The organism is Pseudomonas sp. GZJR-8, assembly GCF_002916705.1.
GTDB classification, from domain to species: Bacteria; Pseudomonadota; Gammaproteobacteria; order Pseudomonadales; family Pseudomonadaceae; genus Aquipseudomonas; species Aquipseudomonas synxantha_A.
In genome coordinates this window covers 245162-261400 of sequence record NZ_JXSI01000003.1, presented here as the reverse complement: position 1 = coordinate 261400, position 16239 = coordinate 245162, and the positions used below count along the sequence as shown (strand labels likewise).

Sequence of the window (16239 nt, the reverse complement as noted above, 5' to 3'; positions counted from 1 at the left end):
AGGGCGCCAATAAACGCGAAGCCGAGGAAGGCCCTCGGGGCGATATTCATATTACGAAGAGACATGCTGGAATCCTGGGGGGAAGCGCGATCCGTGCGGCCATGAGACGAGGTGTGCCTGCGTTATCGGCCCTGCGACTAAAGTCTTAAGGGGCTGCGCGCTTTTGTCGCATCTGACGAAGGGTTGGGGGCATTGGAGGAACCAGATCGGGTAATTGCAGTCACTAAGGCTCGAAAGTGCTGCCCGGCCCCGATAAATCGGGCTGCACGCCGGGGATATCCCTGGCATCCGAGGTGAATTTTCTTTATCGTCACCGCCCTTTTAAAAGCCCGGGAAATCAAAATGTTAGAAGCATCTCTCAGCCAATTGGAACAACTGGTCAGCGACCTGGTACAGCAGAATCAAGAGCTGCTGGGCAGCAACGAATCCCTCAAGGCCGAACTGGCTCGCGCCAAGGATGAAAACGACAGCCTGCAACTGAACCTGATGGAGCAGGAAGAAAAGCACGGCGCCACCGCCGCACGCATCCAGGCCCTGGTTGAGCGTGTGAGTGCAGGGCCTGTCAGCGCATGAATGAGGGGATAAAGGTCGTTTCGATTCTCGGAGAGGATTACTCGATCAAGGCACCGGCCGGCGAAGATCAGACCCTGATGCATGCCGTGACTATGCTGAAGGCTTCCCTGGCGGTTACCAAGAAAAAGTACCCGACGCTGATCGGTGATAAATTATTGGTACTGGCCGCGCTGAACCTGTGCGCCGAGCAGATCGAAATGCAACAGGCTCACCAGCAGGAACTCGACCGTTACCAAGAGCAAGTCAGCGCCACGGTCGAGGTGATTTCCAAGGCGATCCAGCCTTAGAACCACTCATCCTGCATCCCCAGGCACGTATCGTCGCGTGCCTCCAGAATTGCCAGTTCGTGATGGCAGCTCGGTACTTCCCAAGTCAGGAAGTACCGGGCGGCCTGGAGCTTGCCCTTGTAGAAGGCCGCATCGGCCGCTTCACCCTTGGCCAGCCCTTCTTCAGCGCGGATCGCCTGTTCCAGCCAGCGCCAGCCGATCACCGTATGCCCGAATACTTTCAAGTACAGCGCCGAGTTCGCCAGGCTGCTGTTGACCTTGCCCTGGGCGAGATCGGTCAGCAGGCCAATGGTGACGCCTTGCAGTCGATTGACCAGTTGCTCCAGCGGCTCTCGCAGTGCCGTAAGTGACGGGTACTTCTGCGCACGGGCCCCGGTCTCGGCGATCAGGCGAATCAATTGCTTCAAGCCGGCGCCGCCGTTCTGCGCCAATTTGCGCCCAAGCAAGTCCAGGGACTGGATGCCGTGGGTGCCTTCATGGATCGGGTTCAAGCGGTTGTCGCGGTAGTACTGCTCCACCGGGTATTCGCGGGTGTAGCCGTGGCCGCCGAGAATCTGGATCGCCAGTTCGTTGGCCTTGAGGCAAAACTCCGACGGCCAGGATTTGACGATGGGGGTGAGCAGGTCCAGCAGTTCGTGGGCGTGCTTGCGCTCAGTGTCGGTTGCCAGGGTGGTGGTGTCGTCAAACAGTCGGGCTGCGTAGAGGCCCAGGTCAAAGGCGCCTTCCACATAGGCTTTCTGGGTCAGCAACATGCGCTTGATGTCGGCGTGCTGAATGATCGCCACTGGTGCGGTGCCTGGGTCTTTGCTATCGGGCAGGCGACCCTGGGGCCGTTCGCGGGCGTAGTCCAGCGAGTAGAGGTAGCCGGCGTAACCGAGCATCACCGCGCCCATGCCCACGCCAATGCGTGCTTCATTCATCATCTGGAACATGCAGCTCAGGCCCTGGTGCGGTTTGCCCACCAAGTAGCCGACGCAGTTGCCGTTATCGCCGAAGTTGAGCGCCGTGGACGTGGTGCCGCGCCAGCCCATCTTGTGAAACAGCCCGGCCAGCAGCACATCGTTGCGTTCGCCCAGGCTGCCGTCATCGTTGACCAGGAACTTGGGCACGATAAACAGCGAAATGCCCTTCACGCCCGCGGGTGCGTCCGGCAATTTGGCCAGCACCATATGCACGATGTTTTCCGACAGCGAGTGGTCGCCACCGGAGATGAAGATCTTGTTGCCTTTGAGGCGATAACTGCCGTCAGCCGCCGGTTCTGCGCGGGTACGAATATCTGACAGCGAGGAGCCGGCGTGGGGCTCGGTCAGGGCCATTGTGCCGAAGAAGCGCCCGTCGATCATCGGTTGCAGGAAGCGCTGTTTCTGCTCCTCGGTGCCGAAGCTTTCGATCAGATTGGCGGCGCCCATGGTCAGGAACGGGTAGGACGTCGAGGCGGCATTGGCCGATTGGAAGTGCGCGAAACAAGCCTGGGACAACAGGGTCGGCAGTTGCATGCCGCCTGCTTCGAAACTGCGGGCTGCGTTGAGGAAACCGGCCTCCAGGAAGGCGTCTACGGCGGGTTTGACTTCCGGGATCAGGATCGCTTGGCCGTTCTCATAACGCGGTTCGTTTTCGTCGTTCTTGCGGTTGTGGGGGGCGAAGTACTTTTCGGCGATGCTGCGCGCCGTGCTGATCGCAGCGTCGAAGGTTTCGCGGTTGTGTTCGGCAAACCGCTCACGCTGGGTCAGGCCCTCGGCATCGAGGACTTCGTACAGCTCGAAAGCCAGATTGCGGGAACTGAGCAGCGTCTCGGACATGGCGGACTACCTTTGAAGGAATTGGCCTGAGTCTAAGCGCGTGAATAGAGGCTGGATAGCAAGATTGATCTGGGTGATGGAAGGGCAAAACGCAGGCAGGGAATTGAAATGCAGTCAATGTGGGAGGGGGCTTGCTCCCGATAGCAGTGTGTCAGTGTCCAATGTGCTGACTGACACTCCGCTATCGGGAGCAAGCCCCCTCCCACAGGTTTTAACCGATAGTCATCAGGCTGGCGTTACCGCCTGCCGCTGCGGTGTTGACGCTCAACGCCCGCTCGATCACCAATCGCTCCAAGGCAATGGCCGTCTCACCCTGAGACATACCATGCACCCCAACAATCGCCCCACCGCGCTGCGCCACTTGCTGGCACACCGCACGCAGTTGGTCGGAATCACCGTGGTGCAGGACGGCGTCGAACACTACGTCGTCCTTGGTCCAGTCGGCCACGCGCTTGATCTTCGCCTGAATGTCTCGCGGCAGGCGTGGGAACAGGGCCTTGGTCAGCTCGGTTTCCGGCCATACCGCCGAACCGCCGACGGCCAGCACTGCCGCCAGTTGGGTCAGCAGATCACCTTCCACTTCAGCCAGGCACAGCACGTGTTCACGCGGCAGGATTGCGTAGCTGTTGCGCTCGCCGGTCGGGCCGGCCAGTTGGCGGGTGATACCGCTTTGCGACTGCGCTGCGAATTGCGTGCACAGCGCGCTCAGCTCACTGAACTTATGGCTGTCGGCCCAGGTTTTCAGGGCGGTCAGCGGTTGGCTCATGGCGTCGCGCAGGCGTACGTCCGGTGCAGTCAATGCGTCGCCACGTACGAAGGATTGCTCGATCGCATCGGTAGGGCGAGTCGACAGCAGGCGGTACAGGTACAACGGGCCGCCGGCTTTCGGGCCAGTGCCCGACAGACCTTCGCCGCCGAACGGCTGCACGCCGACCACGGCACCCACGATGTTGCGGTTGACGTAGACGTTACCGGCGTTGACGTTGTCGATCACCTTGGCGATGGTCTCGTCGATGCGGGTATGCACGCCCAGGGTCAGACCGTAGCCCGACGCATTGATCTGGCCGATCAACTGGTCGATCTCTTTACGCTTGTAGCGCACCACGTGCAGCACCGGGCCGAAGATCTCGCGTTGCAGCTCGTCGAAGCTTTCCAGCTCGATCAGGGTTGGCATCACAAAGGTGCCGCGCTTGATCTCTTCGCCATCGGCAATTGCAACCTGATAAACGTTGCGGCCTTTGTCGCGCATGGCCTGGATGTGCTTCTCGATGCCGGCCTTGGCTTCGGCGTCGATCACCGGGCCGATATCCACCGACAGGCGTTCCGGGTTGCCCAGACGGCATTCAGCCATGGCGCCCTTGAGCATTTCGATCACGCGGTCTGCCGAATCTTCCTGCAGGCACAGTACACGCAGGGCCGAGCAGCGTTGGCCGGCGCTGTCGAAGGCCGACGACACCACGTCGATCACCACCTGTTCGGTGAGCGCCGACGAATCAACGATCATCGCGTTCTGGCCACCGGTTTCGGCGATCAGCGGGATCGGGCGACCCTGGGCATCCAGGCGCCCGGCGACATTGCGTTGCAACAAGCGAGCAACTTCGGTGGAACCAGTGAACATCACGCCTTTGACGCGATCATCCCCCACCAGGCGGGCACCGACGCTTTCGCCTTGGCCCGGCAGCAGTTGCAGCACGCCCTCGGGAATGCCGGCTTCGAGCAGGATGCGCACGGCTTGGGCGGCGACCAGCGGGGTCTGTTCGGCAGGCTTGGCCAGTACCGGGTTACCGGCGGCCAATGCCGCAGCCACCTGGCCGCTGAAGATGGCGAGCGGGAAGTTCCACGGGCTGATGCATACCACCGGGCCCAGTGGGCGATGGGCATCGTTGGTGAAATCGTTGCGCGCCTGCACCGCGTAGTAACGCAGGAAGTCCACGGCTTCACGCACTTCGGCGATGGCGTTGGCGAAGGTCTTGCCGGCTTCACGGGCCAGCAGGCCCATCAGCGGCTGGATCTCGCCTTCCATCAGGTCGGCGGCGCGTTCCAGGATCGCGGCGCGTTCGGCGGGCGGGGTGGCCTGCCAGATCGGCGCGGCGCTGATCGCGCACTGGATCGCGTTGTCGACGTCTTCGACGGTAGCTTCCTGTACGTGGCCGACCACATCCCGCAGGTCGGACGGGTTCAGCACCGGTTGGGCCGCTTCCTGGCTGGAGGCGCAACCGAGCATCGGCGCGGCTTTCCAGTTGTTGTGCGCGGTAGCCAGCAGGGCGCAGGACAGCGACGCGAGACGGTGTTCGTTGGCCAGGTCGATACCGGCCGAGTTGGCGCGGTCGCTGCCATACAGGTCACGCGGCAGCGGAATACGTGGGTGCGGCAAGCCGAAGCCACCTTCCAGCGTAGCCATCTGCTCGATGCTGGCCACTGGATCGGCCACCAGCTCCTGAATCGAGATCGATTGGTCGGCGATGCGGTTGACGAACGAGGTGTTGGCGCCGTTTTCCAACAGGCGGCGTACCAGGTAGGCCAGCAGTGTTTCGTGGGTACCGACCGGCGCGTACACACGGCACGGACGGTTCAGCTTGCCTTCGGAGACCTTGCCCACCACTTGTTCGTACAGCGGTTCACCCATGCCGTGCAGGCATTGGAACTCGTACTGGCCGGGGTAATAGTTCTGACCGGCGATATGGTAGATGGCCGACAAGGTGTGGGCGTTGTGCGTGGCGAACTGCGGGTAGATGGCTTCCGGCACCGACAGCAGTTTGCGTGCGCAGGCAATGTAGGAAACGTCGGTGTACACCTTGCGGGTGTACACCGGGTAGCCTTCCAGGCCCTCGACCTGGGCGCGTTTGATTTCGCTGTCCCAGTACGCGCCTTTTACCAGGCGGATCATCAGACGATGGCGGCTGCGGCGGGCCAGGTCGATGACGTAGTCGATTACATACGGGCAACGCTTCTGGTAGGCCTGGATCACAAAACCGATACCGTTCCAGCCGGTCAGTTGCGGCTCGAAACACAGACGCTCCAGCAGGTCCAGGGACAGTTCCAGGCGGTCGGCTTCTTCGGCGTCGATGTTCAGGCCGATGTCGTATTGCTTGGCCAGCAAGGTCAGCGACAGCAGGCGCGGGTACAGTTCGTCCATCACGCGCTCGTACTGCGCACGGCTATAGCGCGGGTGCAGGGCGGAGAGCTTGATGGAGATGCCAGGGCCCTCATAGATCCCACGGCCATGGGAGGCTTTGCCGATGGAGTGAATGGCTTGTTCATACGATGCCAGGTACTTCTGGGCATCGTGTTCGGTGAGGGCGGCCTCACCGAGCATGTCGTAGGAGTAGCGGAAGCCCTTGGCTTCGAACTTGCTCGCATTGGCCAGGGCTTCGGCGATGGTTTCGCCGGTGACGAACTGTTCGCCCATCAGGCGCATGGCCATGTCGACGCCCTTGCGGATCATCGGCTCGCCGCTTTTGCCGATGATGCGGCTCAGGGAGGAGGTCAGGCCCGCTTCGTTGTGGGTGGCGACCAGTTTGCCGGTCAGCAACAGGCCCCAAGTGGCGGCGTTAACGAACAGCGACGGGCTGTTGCCCAGGTGCGGCTGCCAGTTGCCGGTGCTGATCTTGTCGCGGATCAGCGCGTCACGGGTGCCTTTGTCCGGGATGCGCAGCAGCGCTTCGGCCAGGCACATCAGCGCCACGCCTTCCTGGGACGACAGGGAGAATTCTTGCAGCAGGCCCTGGACGATACCGGCACGGCCGCCGGCGCTCTTCTGGTTACGCAGTTTCTCGGCAATGGTGGCAGCCAGCTTGTTGGTGGCTTCGGCCATGTCTGCCGGCAGGCGTGCCTGCTCGATCAGCATCGGTACCACTTCCGGTTCCGGGCGACGGTAAGCGGCGGTGATCGATGCGCGCAGTACCGATTGCGGCAGGATGCTTTCAGCGAACTCAAGGAAGCACTGGTGGGCGTGGTCAGCCTGGATCTCGCCCGCGTCTTCGGCGTCCTTGCTGCTCAAGCCATTGAGCTCGGACAGGGTTGCACCACCCTCGAGTTTCTCCAGGTAATTGAAAATTGCCTGCTTGATCAGCCAGTGCGGCGTGCGATCAATGGAGGTCGCGGCGGCTTTCAGGCGCTCGCGGGTTGGGTCGTCGAGTTTGACCCCAAGGGTGGTCGTTGCCATTTTCTTATCCTCATGGGTGCCACTACCGAGTGGCATCTGCTGGCGGCAAGATTAGCTTTGCCCATGCAGAGGTGCAACCGGGTGCAACCCTTTTGTTCAGGAAATTTTCGACGGTTGATCGGAAAAAAATTGGCCTTCGACAAAATCCGCTCGGCATTGGTGCGTTTGCTTCTGAGATCGGCTGTTCTTGCTCCGAAAAGGAGCAAAAACACGGCGTTTGTCCTAAATCACACCTGGGTGCAACTTATTCGCAAGAAACTGGTTGCACCTTATTTGCTTTGTTGAATAGCATTCGCGCACCAAGGTGCAACCACCTCTAAGGTTTGGTTCATCGGCTGGCGGCTTTCCTGGGGAAACGCCAGTCATAAATGCGCGGCTAGCAGGCTCGTCTACTCGGTTATCCACCAGTGGCGATCTGACAGACCGTCGCTACATAAAAACAAAGCCAGGGCGTCACTCATATGAGCGTTAGCAATCCAACCCTGATCACGTTCGTGATCTACATCGCAGCAATGGTGCTGATCGGCTTGATGGCCTATCGCTCCACCAACAACCTTTCCGATTACATCCTCGGCGGTCGCAGCCTTGGTAGCGTGGTGACAGCTTTGTCGGCCGGTGCTTCCGACATGAGCGGCTGGTTGTTGATGGGCCTGCCGGGCGCCATCTACATGTCCGGCCTGTCGGAAAGCTGGATTGCCATCGGCTTGATCGCCGGTGCTTACCTCAACTGGTTGTTCGTGGCTGGCCGCCTGCGGGTGCAGACCGAACACAACGGCGACGCCCTGACCCTGCCGGATTACTTCTCCAGCCGCTTCGAAGATAAAAGCGGCCTGCTGCGGATCATCTCGGCAGTGGTGATCCTGGTGTTCTTCACCATCTATTGCGCCTCCGGCATTGTCGCCGGTGCCCGCCTGTTCGAAAGCACCTTCGGCATGTCCTACGAGACCGCGCTGTGGGCCGGTGCTGCGGCAACGATTGCCTACACCTTTATCGGTGGTTTCCTGGCGGTCAGCTGGACCGACACCGTACAAGCCACGCTGATGATCTTCGCGCTGATCCTGACGCCGATCATCGTGCTACTGGCCACCGGCGGTGTGGACACCACGTTCCTGGCCATCGAAGCCAAAGACCCGACCAACTTCGACATGCTGAAAAACACCACCTTCATCGGCATCATCTCGCTGATGGGCTGGGGCCTGGGCTACTTCGGCCAGCCGCACATCCTGGCGCGTTTCATGGCGGCCGACTCGGTGAAGTCGATTGCCAACGCACGTCGCATCTCCATGACCTGGATGATCCTGTGCCTGGGCGGCACCGTGGCGGTGGGCTTCTTCGGTATCGCTTACTTCTCGGCGCATCCGGAAGTGGCTGGCCCGGTCACTGAAAACCCTGAGCGAGTGTTTATCGAACTGGCCAAAATCCTGTTCAACCCATGGGTTGCCGGTGTATTGCTGTCGGCGATCCTCGCGGCGGTGATGAGTACCTTGAGCTGCCAGTTGCTGGTGTGCTCCAGCGCCCTGACCGAAGACTTCTACAAGGCGTTCCTGCGTAAAGGCGCTTCCCAGCTTGAGCTGGTTTGGGTCGGTCGGATCATGGTGCTGGTAGTGGCCTTGATCGCCATCGCCATGGCCGCCAACCCGGAAAACCGCGTCCTGGGCCTGGTCAGCTACGCCTGGGCCGGTTTCGGCGCTGCGTTCGGCCCTGTGGTGCTGATCTCGGTGATCTGGAAAAACATGACCCGCAACGGCGCACTGGCCGGCATCCTGGTCGGTGCGATCACCGTGATCGTGTGGAAGCACTTTGAACTGCTGGGTCTGTACGAAATCATCCCAGGCTTCATCTTCGCCAGCCTGGCGATCTACTTCGTGAGCAAGATGGGCGCACCGACGGTTGGTATGGTCGAGCGTTTTGATGCTGCCGAAAAAGACTACAACCTCAACAAATAACTGCGCCGGGCGTTGAGCGCCTGTCCAGTTGAAACAAAAACGGCCCGCGTCCTTTGGATGGCGGGCCGTTTTTGTTTCGGCCAGTTCGCCTGGTTGCCTTCGAGGGTGGCTGGATGAAGGCACAGGTAGGACCTTACTGATTTGGCTGCGTTACGCCCGGCCCGGCAAAAAGCTGGTGCAGAATCGGCTGCCCACCCTTCGCAGAGAAACACCGGATGTTCGCTCCTGCCAACCAAAGTGCATTTACCCTGGCCCTGGATGGGGCGCCCAGTGACCTCAAGGTGTATGAGTTCAGTGGCTCCGAGGCCATCAGCCAGCCTTACCGTTTCGAACTTGAGCTGGTCAGCGAGCAGCCGGATATCGACCTGGAGAGCTTGCTGCATCGTCAGGTATACCTGGGTTTCGATGACCGCGGCCATGGTGTGCATGGCCTGGTGTACCGGGTCGCCCAAGGCGATTCCGGACGGCGCCTGACACGCTACCAGCTCAGCCTGGCGCCGCACCTGGCGTATCTGGCGCACAGCAGTCATCAGCGGATTTTCCAGCATCAGACGGTGCCGCAGATCGTTGCGCAGGTGTTGGCGGGGCAGGGCATCCACAGTGACAGCTTTGAGTTCCGGCTGAGCGGTCAATACCCTGAGCGTGAGTATTGCGTGCAATTCGGTGAGACGGATCTGGCGTTCATCCAACGCCTGTGTGCCGAAGTCGGCATTCACTATCACTTTCAGCATTGCCCCGATGCTCATTTGCTGGTGTTTGGCGATGACCAGACGGTATTTGCCCAGGTCGATCAGCCCACGCCGTACCGGCCTGGGTCGGGCATGGTTGCCCAGGCGCCGGCGATCAAGCGTTTCACACTGCAATTGGCAGCCCGCACCACGGCGGTCAATCTGCGCGATTACGATTTTTGCAAACCGCACCTCGAGCTGCAAAGCACGGCGGCCGACGCGCAGTTGCCCAAGCTTGAGGCGCAGCAGTTCCCCGGCTATTTTTCCGACCGGGCCCATGGCAAATACCTCGCCCAGCGTAGCCTGGAGCGGCACCGCAGCGACTACCGCATCGCCCAGGGGCAAAGCGACGAGCCGGCCTTGGCCGGCGGCAGGTTCCTGCAATTGAGGGAGCACCCGCGCGAGGAGTGGAATGACTTATGGTTGGTCACCCAAGTCACCCACGAAGGCAAACAGCCCCAGGTGCTGGAGGAAGCGGTCACCGAGGTGGTTGGCGGGGCGTTTCGTCAGGGGTATGGCAACACCTTTGTTGCCACGCCGTGGGATGCAATCTTTCGCCCGCCCTTGGCTGAGCAGCCGCGCCCGACGATATCGGGTTACCAAAGCGCAGTGGTCACTGGCCCGGTTGGCAGTGAGATCCATTGCGACGAATACGGACGGGTAAAGGTGCAGATGGCTTGGGATCGCATCGGCGAGCACAACGATCATTCCAGTTGCTGGCTGCGGGTGGCCAGCGGCTGGGCCCATGACCGCTATGGTGTGGTGCTGATCCCCAGGGTCGGCATGGAGGTGCTGGTGGGCTTCGTCAATGGTGATTTGGATATGCCGCTGGTGGTGGGGTGCCTGCCTAATGCCGCCACGCCGATGCCCCTCGACCTGCCGGCGGACAAGACCCGCAGTATCCTGCGTAGCCAGAGCAGCCCGGGCGGTGGAGGCTACAACGAACTGCGCATCGAAGACCGTAAGGGGGCCGAGGAAATCTACCTGCGCGCCCAGCGGGACTGGACCCAGCATGTGCTCAATGACCAACAGGTGCAGGTCGATAACCAGCGTCGTGTGCGGGTGGGCGGCGAGTCGCACCATGAGTTGCAGGGTGAAGAGCGGCGCATCACCCATGGCAACCGCCTCACTGAACTCAAGCAGGATGATCATCTGGCGGTCGGCGGTTCGCAGTACATGCGTGCCGGGCAGACCATTCAATTGGGCGCTGGGCAAAGCATCGTCATTGATGCGGGGGCCAGCGTGACGATTCAAGCGGGCGGGCAGTCGATCACGCTGTCGGCGGGCGGGATATTCAGCAGTGTGCCAATCCAGCCAGGCGGCGCGCCTGTTCCGGCGGCGCCGCCGTTAATGCCGGGGGTGAAGGAAACATTGTTGGCCGTTATTCCCGCGCCGCTAAGCCCTGCGCAAGTGGCCAGCCTCAAGCGCAGTGCGCCGTTTTGCGAAGAGTGTGAGCGCTGCAAAAACGGGCAGTGCGATATCAGCGCCTACGCACGGAGTTTCCCCTGATGGCCTCACCCTTGACGCCCCGCGCCTGGCTGGCCCAAAAACCGTTGCAGCCTGATGAGCAGCTATACGTCGTCATGGGCAACACCAGCGAGGCCAAGCCGTTTGCAGCCTGGCAAACCATAGCGGTCGCACCACCGCCGCAACCGGTGTGGGCGGGCACGCCCTATGCCGATTGGAATGAGGTGATGCCTTATGTTGGCGTTGTCGAGCCTGGCAGTGCTTTTCTCGACTGGGTAGCCACCACCCAGGCCTTGGACTGGGGCTGGCTGGCGGTGTCTTCGTGCCCGTTGGAGGTTGTGATCGATCACTTGAAGGGTTTGACCCAGGTGTACCTGGCTGAAGATCAGCCGGTATTTTTGCGCTTCTGGGATGGCGCGCAGTTTTTGCCGATGTTGCAGCAGTTGGGTGACGATGCCGCCACTGTGCTGCCCGTATTCCAGCGTTACTTAATCAATGGACAGTCGTTGGCAGTCTCGCCCCGCCAGGTGGCTGCGGCCAAACCCAGCCCTTGGTGGCGAGTGCCGGCGCCATTGTTGGCAAGCCTGGCGCAACACTCGCCCCAGGTGCTGATCGACAACGTGTTGCAATGGCTCCAGGAGCAGCGTCCCGACTTATACACTGTGTTTACACCCACGATCCTGCAGCACAAGGTCGCCTACTTCGCACGCAGGCCGGATATCAGCCATGCCGAGTTGGCGGACTACCTTGGCGCACAACTGAGTTAAACCCATGAGGCTCGCGTGATATCCGTACCGCCCGCCATGCGGCCCTGCACCTTTGCACCGGTAGAAGGTAAACTTCGCCCCCTGCGCAGGAGCAACCATGAATTATCGTCACGCCTTTCACGCCGGCAACCACGCCGATGTCTTCAAACACCTGACCTTGACCCGCCTCATCGCCCTGATGTCGCGCAAGGAGCAGCCGTTCGCCTACCTCGACACCCATGCCGGCATTGGCCTGTACGACTTGCAGGGCGACCAGGCCAACCGCACCGGTGAATACCTGGAAGGCATCGCTCGCCTGTGGGGCGCAAGCGACCTGCCGCCGCTCACCGCGGACTACATGCGCGTGCTGCACGAGATGAACCCGGACGGCCAGTTGCGCTACTACCCGGGCTCGCCGGAGCTGGCGCGACGCCTCACGCGTCCCCAGGACCGTGTGCTGCTCAACGAGAAGCACCCCGAAGATGGCGTGCTGCTCAAGGACAATATGAAGGGTGATCGCCGGGTCAAAGTGCATCTGGGCGAAGGCTGGCATGTGCCGCGTGCCCTGTTGCCGGTGCCGGAAAAACGCGCGTTGATGCTGATCGATCCGCCGTTCGAGAAGCTCGACGAAATGCAGCGTTGTGCGGCGTCCCTCAAGGAAGCCGTCAGCCGCATGCGCCAGACGGTCGCGGCGATCTGGTACCCGGTGAAGGACCAGCGCATGTTGCGCCGCTTCTACCAGGACCTGGCCGGTACCGGTGCGCCGAAGCTGCTGCGGGTGGAACTGCTGGTGCATCCACTGGACACGCCCAACACCCTGACCGGCTCGGGCCTGGCGATTGCCAACCCGCCGTGGGGTCTGGAAGAGGAGTTGCGTGAGTTGCTGCCGTGGCTGTCCAAGAAACTTGGGCAGACCCAGGGTGGGTGGCAGATGGATTGGCTTATCGCTGAATAGTCAGCGCTCAGGCCACACACAAAACTAAATGTGGGAGGGGGCTTGCTCCCGATTGCTGAGTGTCAGTCAGTACTTCTGTAACTGACACACCGCAATCGGGAGCAAGCCCCCTCCCACATTTGGTTCTATGTTGACCTTAGATCGGGCAGGTCACGCCTGTGCCGCCGATCCCGCAATACCCCTGCGGATTCTTCGCCAGGTACTGCTGGTGATACGCCTCGGCAAAGTACACCGTCGGTGCTTCTTCGATTTCCGTGGTGATCTCACCCAGGCCGGCCTTGTTCAGCTCTTGCTGATAAGCCTCGGCACTGGCTTTGGCCGCCGCCAGTTGTTCAGGCGTGGTGGCGTAGATCACCGAGCGGTACTGGCTGCCAATATCATTGCCCTGGCGCATGCCCTGGGTCGGGTTATGCAGTTCCCAGAACATCTTCAACAGGTCTTCATACTTGAGCTTGGCCTGGTCATACACCACCAGCACCACTTCGCTGTGGCCGGTCAGGCCCGAGCAGACTTCTTCGTAGGTCGGGTTCGGCGTGAAACCGCCGGCATAGCCGACCACCGTGCTGACCACGCCGTCGCGTTCCCAGAATTTACGTTCAGCGCCCCAGAAACAACCCAGGCCGAAGATCGCAAAACCGACGTCATCAATAAACGGACCCAGCAGCGGGTTGCCGTTGACGAAGTGCGTTTCCGGCAGCTTCATCGGGGTTTCACGGCCAGGCAAAGCTTGTTCTTGAGTAGGCAGCACGTTTTTGTTCACCAGAATTTCCGAGCGCAAGACCATGATCAGTCCTCTCGTCAGGTTGAGTAACAGTAAATTGTCAGACAGTCAGTGTGCCCGAGTGTTACAGCGCTGTCAGGCGATTGGCCCGCGCGGGTAGCGTTTAAGCATTGTCAGCAGCTCTGCACCGGGGATCGGTCGGTCGAACAGGTAGCCCTGGCCGACATCGCAGCGGTGTCTGCGCAGGAACGCCAACTGTTCGGCTGTCTCGATGCCTTCGGCCACCACCTTGAGCTTGAGGTTGTGAGCCATGGCGATCACTGCCGAGGTGATTTCCATGTCGTCCTGGTTATCCGGGATCTCGTGGATAAAGCTGCGATCAATCTTAATGATGTCGATGGGGAATTTTTTCAAGTAGCTCAGCGACGAGTAACCGGTGCCGAAATCGTCCATGGCCAGGGTCAGGCCAAAGCTTTTCAACTGGTCCAGTTGCAGGCGCGTGTCTTCGGTGGCTTCCAGCAGCAAACCCTCGGTCAGCTCCAGCTCCAGCAGGTTGGCCGGTAGCTGTTCTTCCTTGAGGATGGTGGCAATCGAGGTCACCAGGTCCGGATCGGAAAATTGCTTGGGCGACAGGTTGATCGCCACCTGCAAATTGCCCATGCCGGCGGCGCTCAACTGCCTGCTCATGCGGCACGCCTGGCGGGCGATCCATTTGCCGATCGGAATGATCAACCCGGTCTCTTCGGCCACGCTGATGAACTGGTCGGGGCGGATCATGCCCTTTTCCGGGTGGTTCCAGCGCAACAGGGCTTCCATGCCCAGCAGACGGCCGCTGCGCAGGCACAGTTTGGGCTGGTAGAACACGTCCAGCTCGTTCTGGGTCAGGGCGCGACGCAGGTTGTTTTCCACGAACAGCTTGTAGCTGGCTTCGGCATTCAACGCTTCGGTAAACACTTGCACCTGGTGTTTGCCGTTGGCCTTGGCCTTGTGCAGCGCCAGCCCTGCGTTACGCATCAGCGTCTGCGGGTCGCGGCCATGCAGCGGCGCGCAGGCCAGGCCCACGGAGCCGGTGACGCTGATCAACTGGTTGTCGACGAACATCGGCTTGTCGAGCGTGGCCAGCAACTGGCTGGCGACCTGCTGGCCGGTCTCCAGGTCGGAATCATCCAACAGCACTGCGAACTCGTTACTGGCAAAGCGTGCCAGGCTGCCACCGCTGCTCAAGCTATTGCGCAAACGGCGGGCCAGGCTGATCAGCAACTTGTCGCCGGTCTGGTGGCCGAGGCTGTCGTTGATGCGCTTGAAGTTGTCGATGTCCACCAGCAGCAGGCTGATCGGGCTGTCGCTGTCGCGGGCAAAGCGTTCGTCGAGGTTACGGATGAACGCCGGTCGGTTGCCCAGGTTGGTCAGGTTGTCGGTGTAGGCCAGACGCTCGATGCGCTGTTGCGCCAGCTTGGTCTGGGTGATGTCTTCGTAGATGCCGATGTAGTGGGTCAACTCGCGGTTATCGCCATACACCTTGGAAATCGACAACTGGCCCCAGTAGGGCTCCAGGTTCTTGCGCCGGCTTTTGAACTCGCCTTGCCAGCTGTTGCTTTTGGCCAGGGCCGACGGCGCGTCGAACAGCAACTCACTGAGATTTTCCAGGGCTGGCAGTTGCGCCAGGCGATGGCCGTGGACTTCTTCCGCGCTGTATTGGGTAATTGCGGTGAAGCTGGGGTTGACGTACTCCACCACGCCGTCGCAATTGACCAGCAGAAAGGCGTTGGCGCTTTGTTCCACAGCACGCTGGAACAGGTGCAGGGCGCTGGTGGCGGTACGGCGGTTGTGGTTGTTGATGACTTGCGCGAACTGGTCTGCCAGCTCGCCGGCAAACGCGATTTCATCGGACTGCCAGGCACGTGAACTGCCGCTTTGTTCCAGGCACAGCACGCCGACGACCTGGCCGTCGACACGAATACTGGCGTCGAGCATCGCGTGGATATCGTTGGCGCGCAGGCTTTCGGCCATTTCCCGGGTGCGCGGGTCACGTTGGGCATGGGTGGCGTCGATGGCGCGGCTGGAGTGCAGGGCTTCCAGATAATCCGGGAAACCGCTGGCGTCGATGGCTTGGGGCAGGCGGTGCTGTTGGTCGGCGCGGTGGTACGCCGAGATAGGCACCAGATGTTGGCCTTCGAGGTGCCAGATGCTGGCGCAGTCGATCTGGTAAATGTCGCACGCGCTACGGGTGATCAGCTCAGCGGCTTCTTGCAGCGAATTGGGCGTGGTGTAGCGCTGTCGGGCCAGCAGCAGGATCAGCTCCTGCTGGGCGCGCACCCGTTCCAGGTGTTGCAACTGTTCCTGCTGCGCACGCTGGTTGAGTTCCAGGGCGATCTGCAGGCGGCTGTTCTGGTTTTCCAGGTCAGCGGTCGGGGCGGGCGCGGTGGTATCGCTGAACAGCCCGTCGACCACCATCAGGTAGCCGCGCAGCAGATGGCGGTTGTGTTGTTTGTAGGCCTCGCCCATTTCCAGCAGGCTCATCGGGCCGTCATGGGTGTGTAGGGTATAGCGCACCAGGTAATGGGGGCTGTGGGTCAGTTGCTGCTGGATTGCGTCGTGCAGCTGATAGCGGGCCTGGGGCTCCATCAGGCTGGCGTAGGGCGTGCCGATCAGCGCGCAGAGTTCCACCGCTGGCAGGCCGAACTGGCGCTCGCAATTGGGATCGAGGTACAGCAGGGCCCAGCTTGCCTCATTAAGCCGCTCGAAACGCAGCATACCGAGGCGCGAAGGCACCGGTAATTGCGTCACTACCTCGGCCGCCATACGGGCGACATCGGGTTGGCTTTTCATGGGGAAACTCGCTTGGGAAAATG

At 61.1% G+C, this 16239-nt stretch carries 10 protein-coding genes; 6 read left to right on the top strand and 4 right to left on the bottom strand.

Annotation, left to right across the window (positions count from 1 at the left end; all coding sequences use genetic code 11):
- Nucleotides 1–342 precede the first annotated feature (342 nt).
- Together TK42_RS07445 and TK42_RS07440 are read left to right on the top strand one after the other, a co-directional pair.
- A complete protein-coding gene (locus tag TK42_RS07445) occupies nt 343–573 on the top strand; it encodes a hypothetical protein (RefSeq protein WP_003187970.1) in 231 nt (76 codons plus the stop codon).
- Nucleotides 570–860, top strand: coding sequence for a cell division protein ZapA (locus tag TK42_RS07440; protein ID WP_005784113.1), 291 nt, complete (start codon nt 570–572; stop codon nt 858–860). Before TK42_RS07445 ends, TK42_RS07440 begins: the two co-directional genes overlap by 4 nt.
- Here the strand turns inward: TK42_RS07440 and TK42_RS07435 are convergent.
- Nucleotides 857–2659, bottom strand: a complete 1803-nt coding sequence (locus TK42_RS07435; protein WP_103733924.1) for an acyl-CoA dehydrogenase — start codon at nt 2657–2659, stop codon at nt 857–859. The genes TK42_RS07440 and TK42_RS07435 overlap by 4 nt on opposite strands.
- 211 nt (nt 2660–2870) lie before the next feature.
- A complete protein-coding gene (gene putA, locus TK42_RS07430; protein WP_103733923.1) occupies nt 2871–6824 on the bottom strand; it encodes a trifunctional transcriptional regulator/proline dehydrogenase/L-glutamate gamma-semialdehyde dehydrogenase in 3954 nt (1317 codons plus the stop codon).
- A 461-nt stretch (nt 6825–7285) separates the two neighbouring features.
- On the opposite strand from putA, the gene putP reads away from it, so the two are divergent.
- From putP to TK42_RS07405, 4 genes are all read left to right on the top strand, one after another.
- Nucleotides 7286–8770: a sodium/proline symporter PutP gene (gene putP, locus TK42_RS07420; RefSeq protein WP_005784119.1), complete on the top strand. Its 1485-nt coding sequence runs from the start codon at nt 7286–7288 to the stop codon at nt 8768–8770.
- Nucleotides 8771–8985: 215 nt separating this feature from the next.
- Nucleotides 8986–11007, top strand: a complete 2022-nt coding sequence (locus TK42_RS07415; RefSeq protein ID WP_103733922.1) for a type VI secretion system tip protein VgrG — start codon at nt 8986–8988, stop codon at nt 11005–11007.
- Nucleotides 11007–11732 carry a DUF4123 domain-containing protein gene (locus tag TK42_RS07410; protein ID WP_103733921.1) on the top strand — a complete coding sequence of 242 codons (726 nt, stop codon included), beginning with the start codon at nt 11007–11009 and terminating at the stop codon, nt 11730–11732. The genes TK42_RS07415 and TK42_RS07410 overlap by 1 nt, the downstream gene beginning before the upstream one ends.
- A 97-nt stretch (nt 11733–11829) precedes the next feature.
- Nucleotides 11830–12666 (top strand): 23S rRNA (adenine(2030)-N(6))-methyltransferase RlmJ, encoded by an 837-nt coding sequence (locus tag TK42_RS07405; protein WP_005784124.1) that lies wholly within the window; start codon nt 11830–11832, stop codon nt 12664–12666.
- Between the two features lie 136 nt (nt 12667–12802).
- On the opposite strand, the gene msrA is transcribed toward TK42_RS07405, so the two are convergent.
- On the bottom strand, nt 12803–13450 hold the full coding sequence (gene msrA, locus TK42_RS07400; protein WP_078820121.1) for a peptide-methionine (S)-S-oxide reductase MsrA: 648 nt from the start codon (nt 13448–13450) through the stop codon (nt 12803–12805).
- A 72-nt stretch (nt 13451–13522) separates the two neighbouring features.
- Nucleotides 13523–16216, bottom strand: a complete 2694-nt coding sequence (locus tag TK42_RS07395) for a bifunctional diguanylate cyclase/phosphodiesterase (protein ID WP_032878268.1) — start codon at nt 16214–16216, stop codon at nt 13523–13525.
- Nucleotides 16217–16239 lie beyond the last annotated feature (23 nt).

Excerpts from the sequence above, each read along its gene's own strand:
- TK42_RS07445 (WP_003187970.1), top strand. The coding sequence starts at position 343 with ATGTTAGAAGCATCTCTCAGCCAATTGGAACAACTGGTCAGCGACCTG.
- TK42_RS07440 (WP_005784113.1), top strand. The coding sequence starts at position 570 with ATGAATGAGGGGATAAAGGTCGTTTCGATTCTCGGAGAGGATTACTCG.
- TK42_RS07435 (WP_103733924.1), bottom strand. The coding sequence starts at position 2,659 with ATGTCCGAGACGCTGCTCAGTTCCCGCAATCTGGCTTTCGAGCTGTAC.
- putA (WP_103733923.1), bottom strand. The coding sequence starts at position 6,824 with ATGGCAACGACCACCCTTGGGGTCAAACTCGACGACCCAACCCGCGAG.
- putP (WP_005784119.1), top strand. The coding sequence starts at position 7,286 with ATGAGCGTTAGCAATCCAACCCTGATCACGTTCGTGATCTACATCGCA.
- TK42_RS07415 (WP_103733922.1), top strand. The coding sequence starts at position 8,986 with ATGTTCGCTCCTGCCAACCAAAGTGCATTTACCCTGGCCCTGGATGGG.
- TK42_RS07410 (WP_103733921.1), top strand. The coding sequence starts at position 11,007 with ATGGCCTCACCCTTGACGCCCCGCGCCTGGCTGGCCCAAAAACCGTTG.
- TK42_RS07405 (WP_005784124.1), top strand. The coding sequence starts at position 11,830 with ATGAATTATCGTCACGCCTTTCACGCCGGCAACCACGCCGATGTCTTC.
- msrA (WP_078820121.1), bottom strand. The coding sequence starts at position 13,450 with ATGGTCTTGCGCTCGGAAATTCTGGTGAACAAAAACGTGCTGCCTACT.
- TK42_RS07395 (WP_032878268.1), bottom strand. The coding sequence starts at position 16,216 with ATGAAAAGCCAACCCGATGTCGCCCGTATGGCGGCCGAGGTAGTGACG.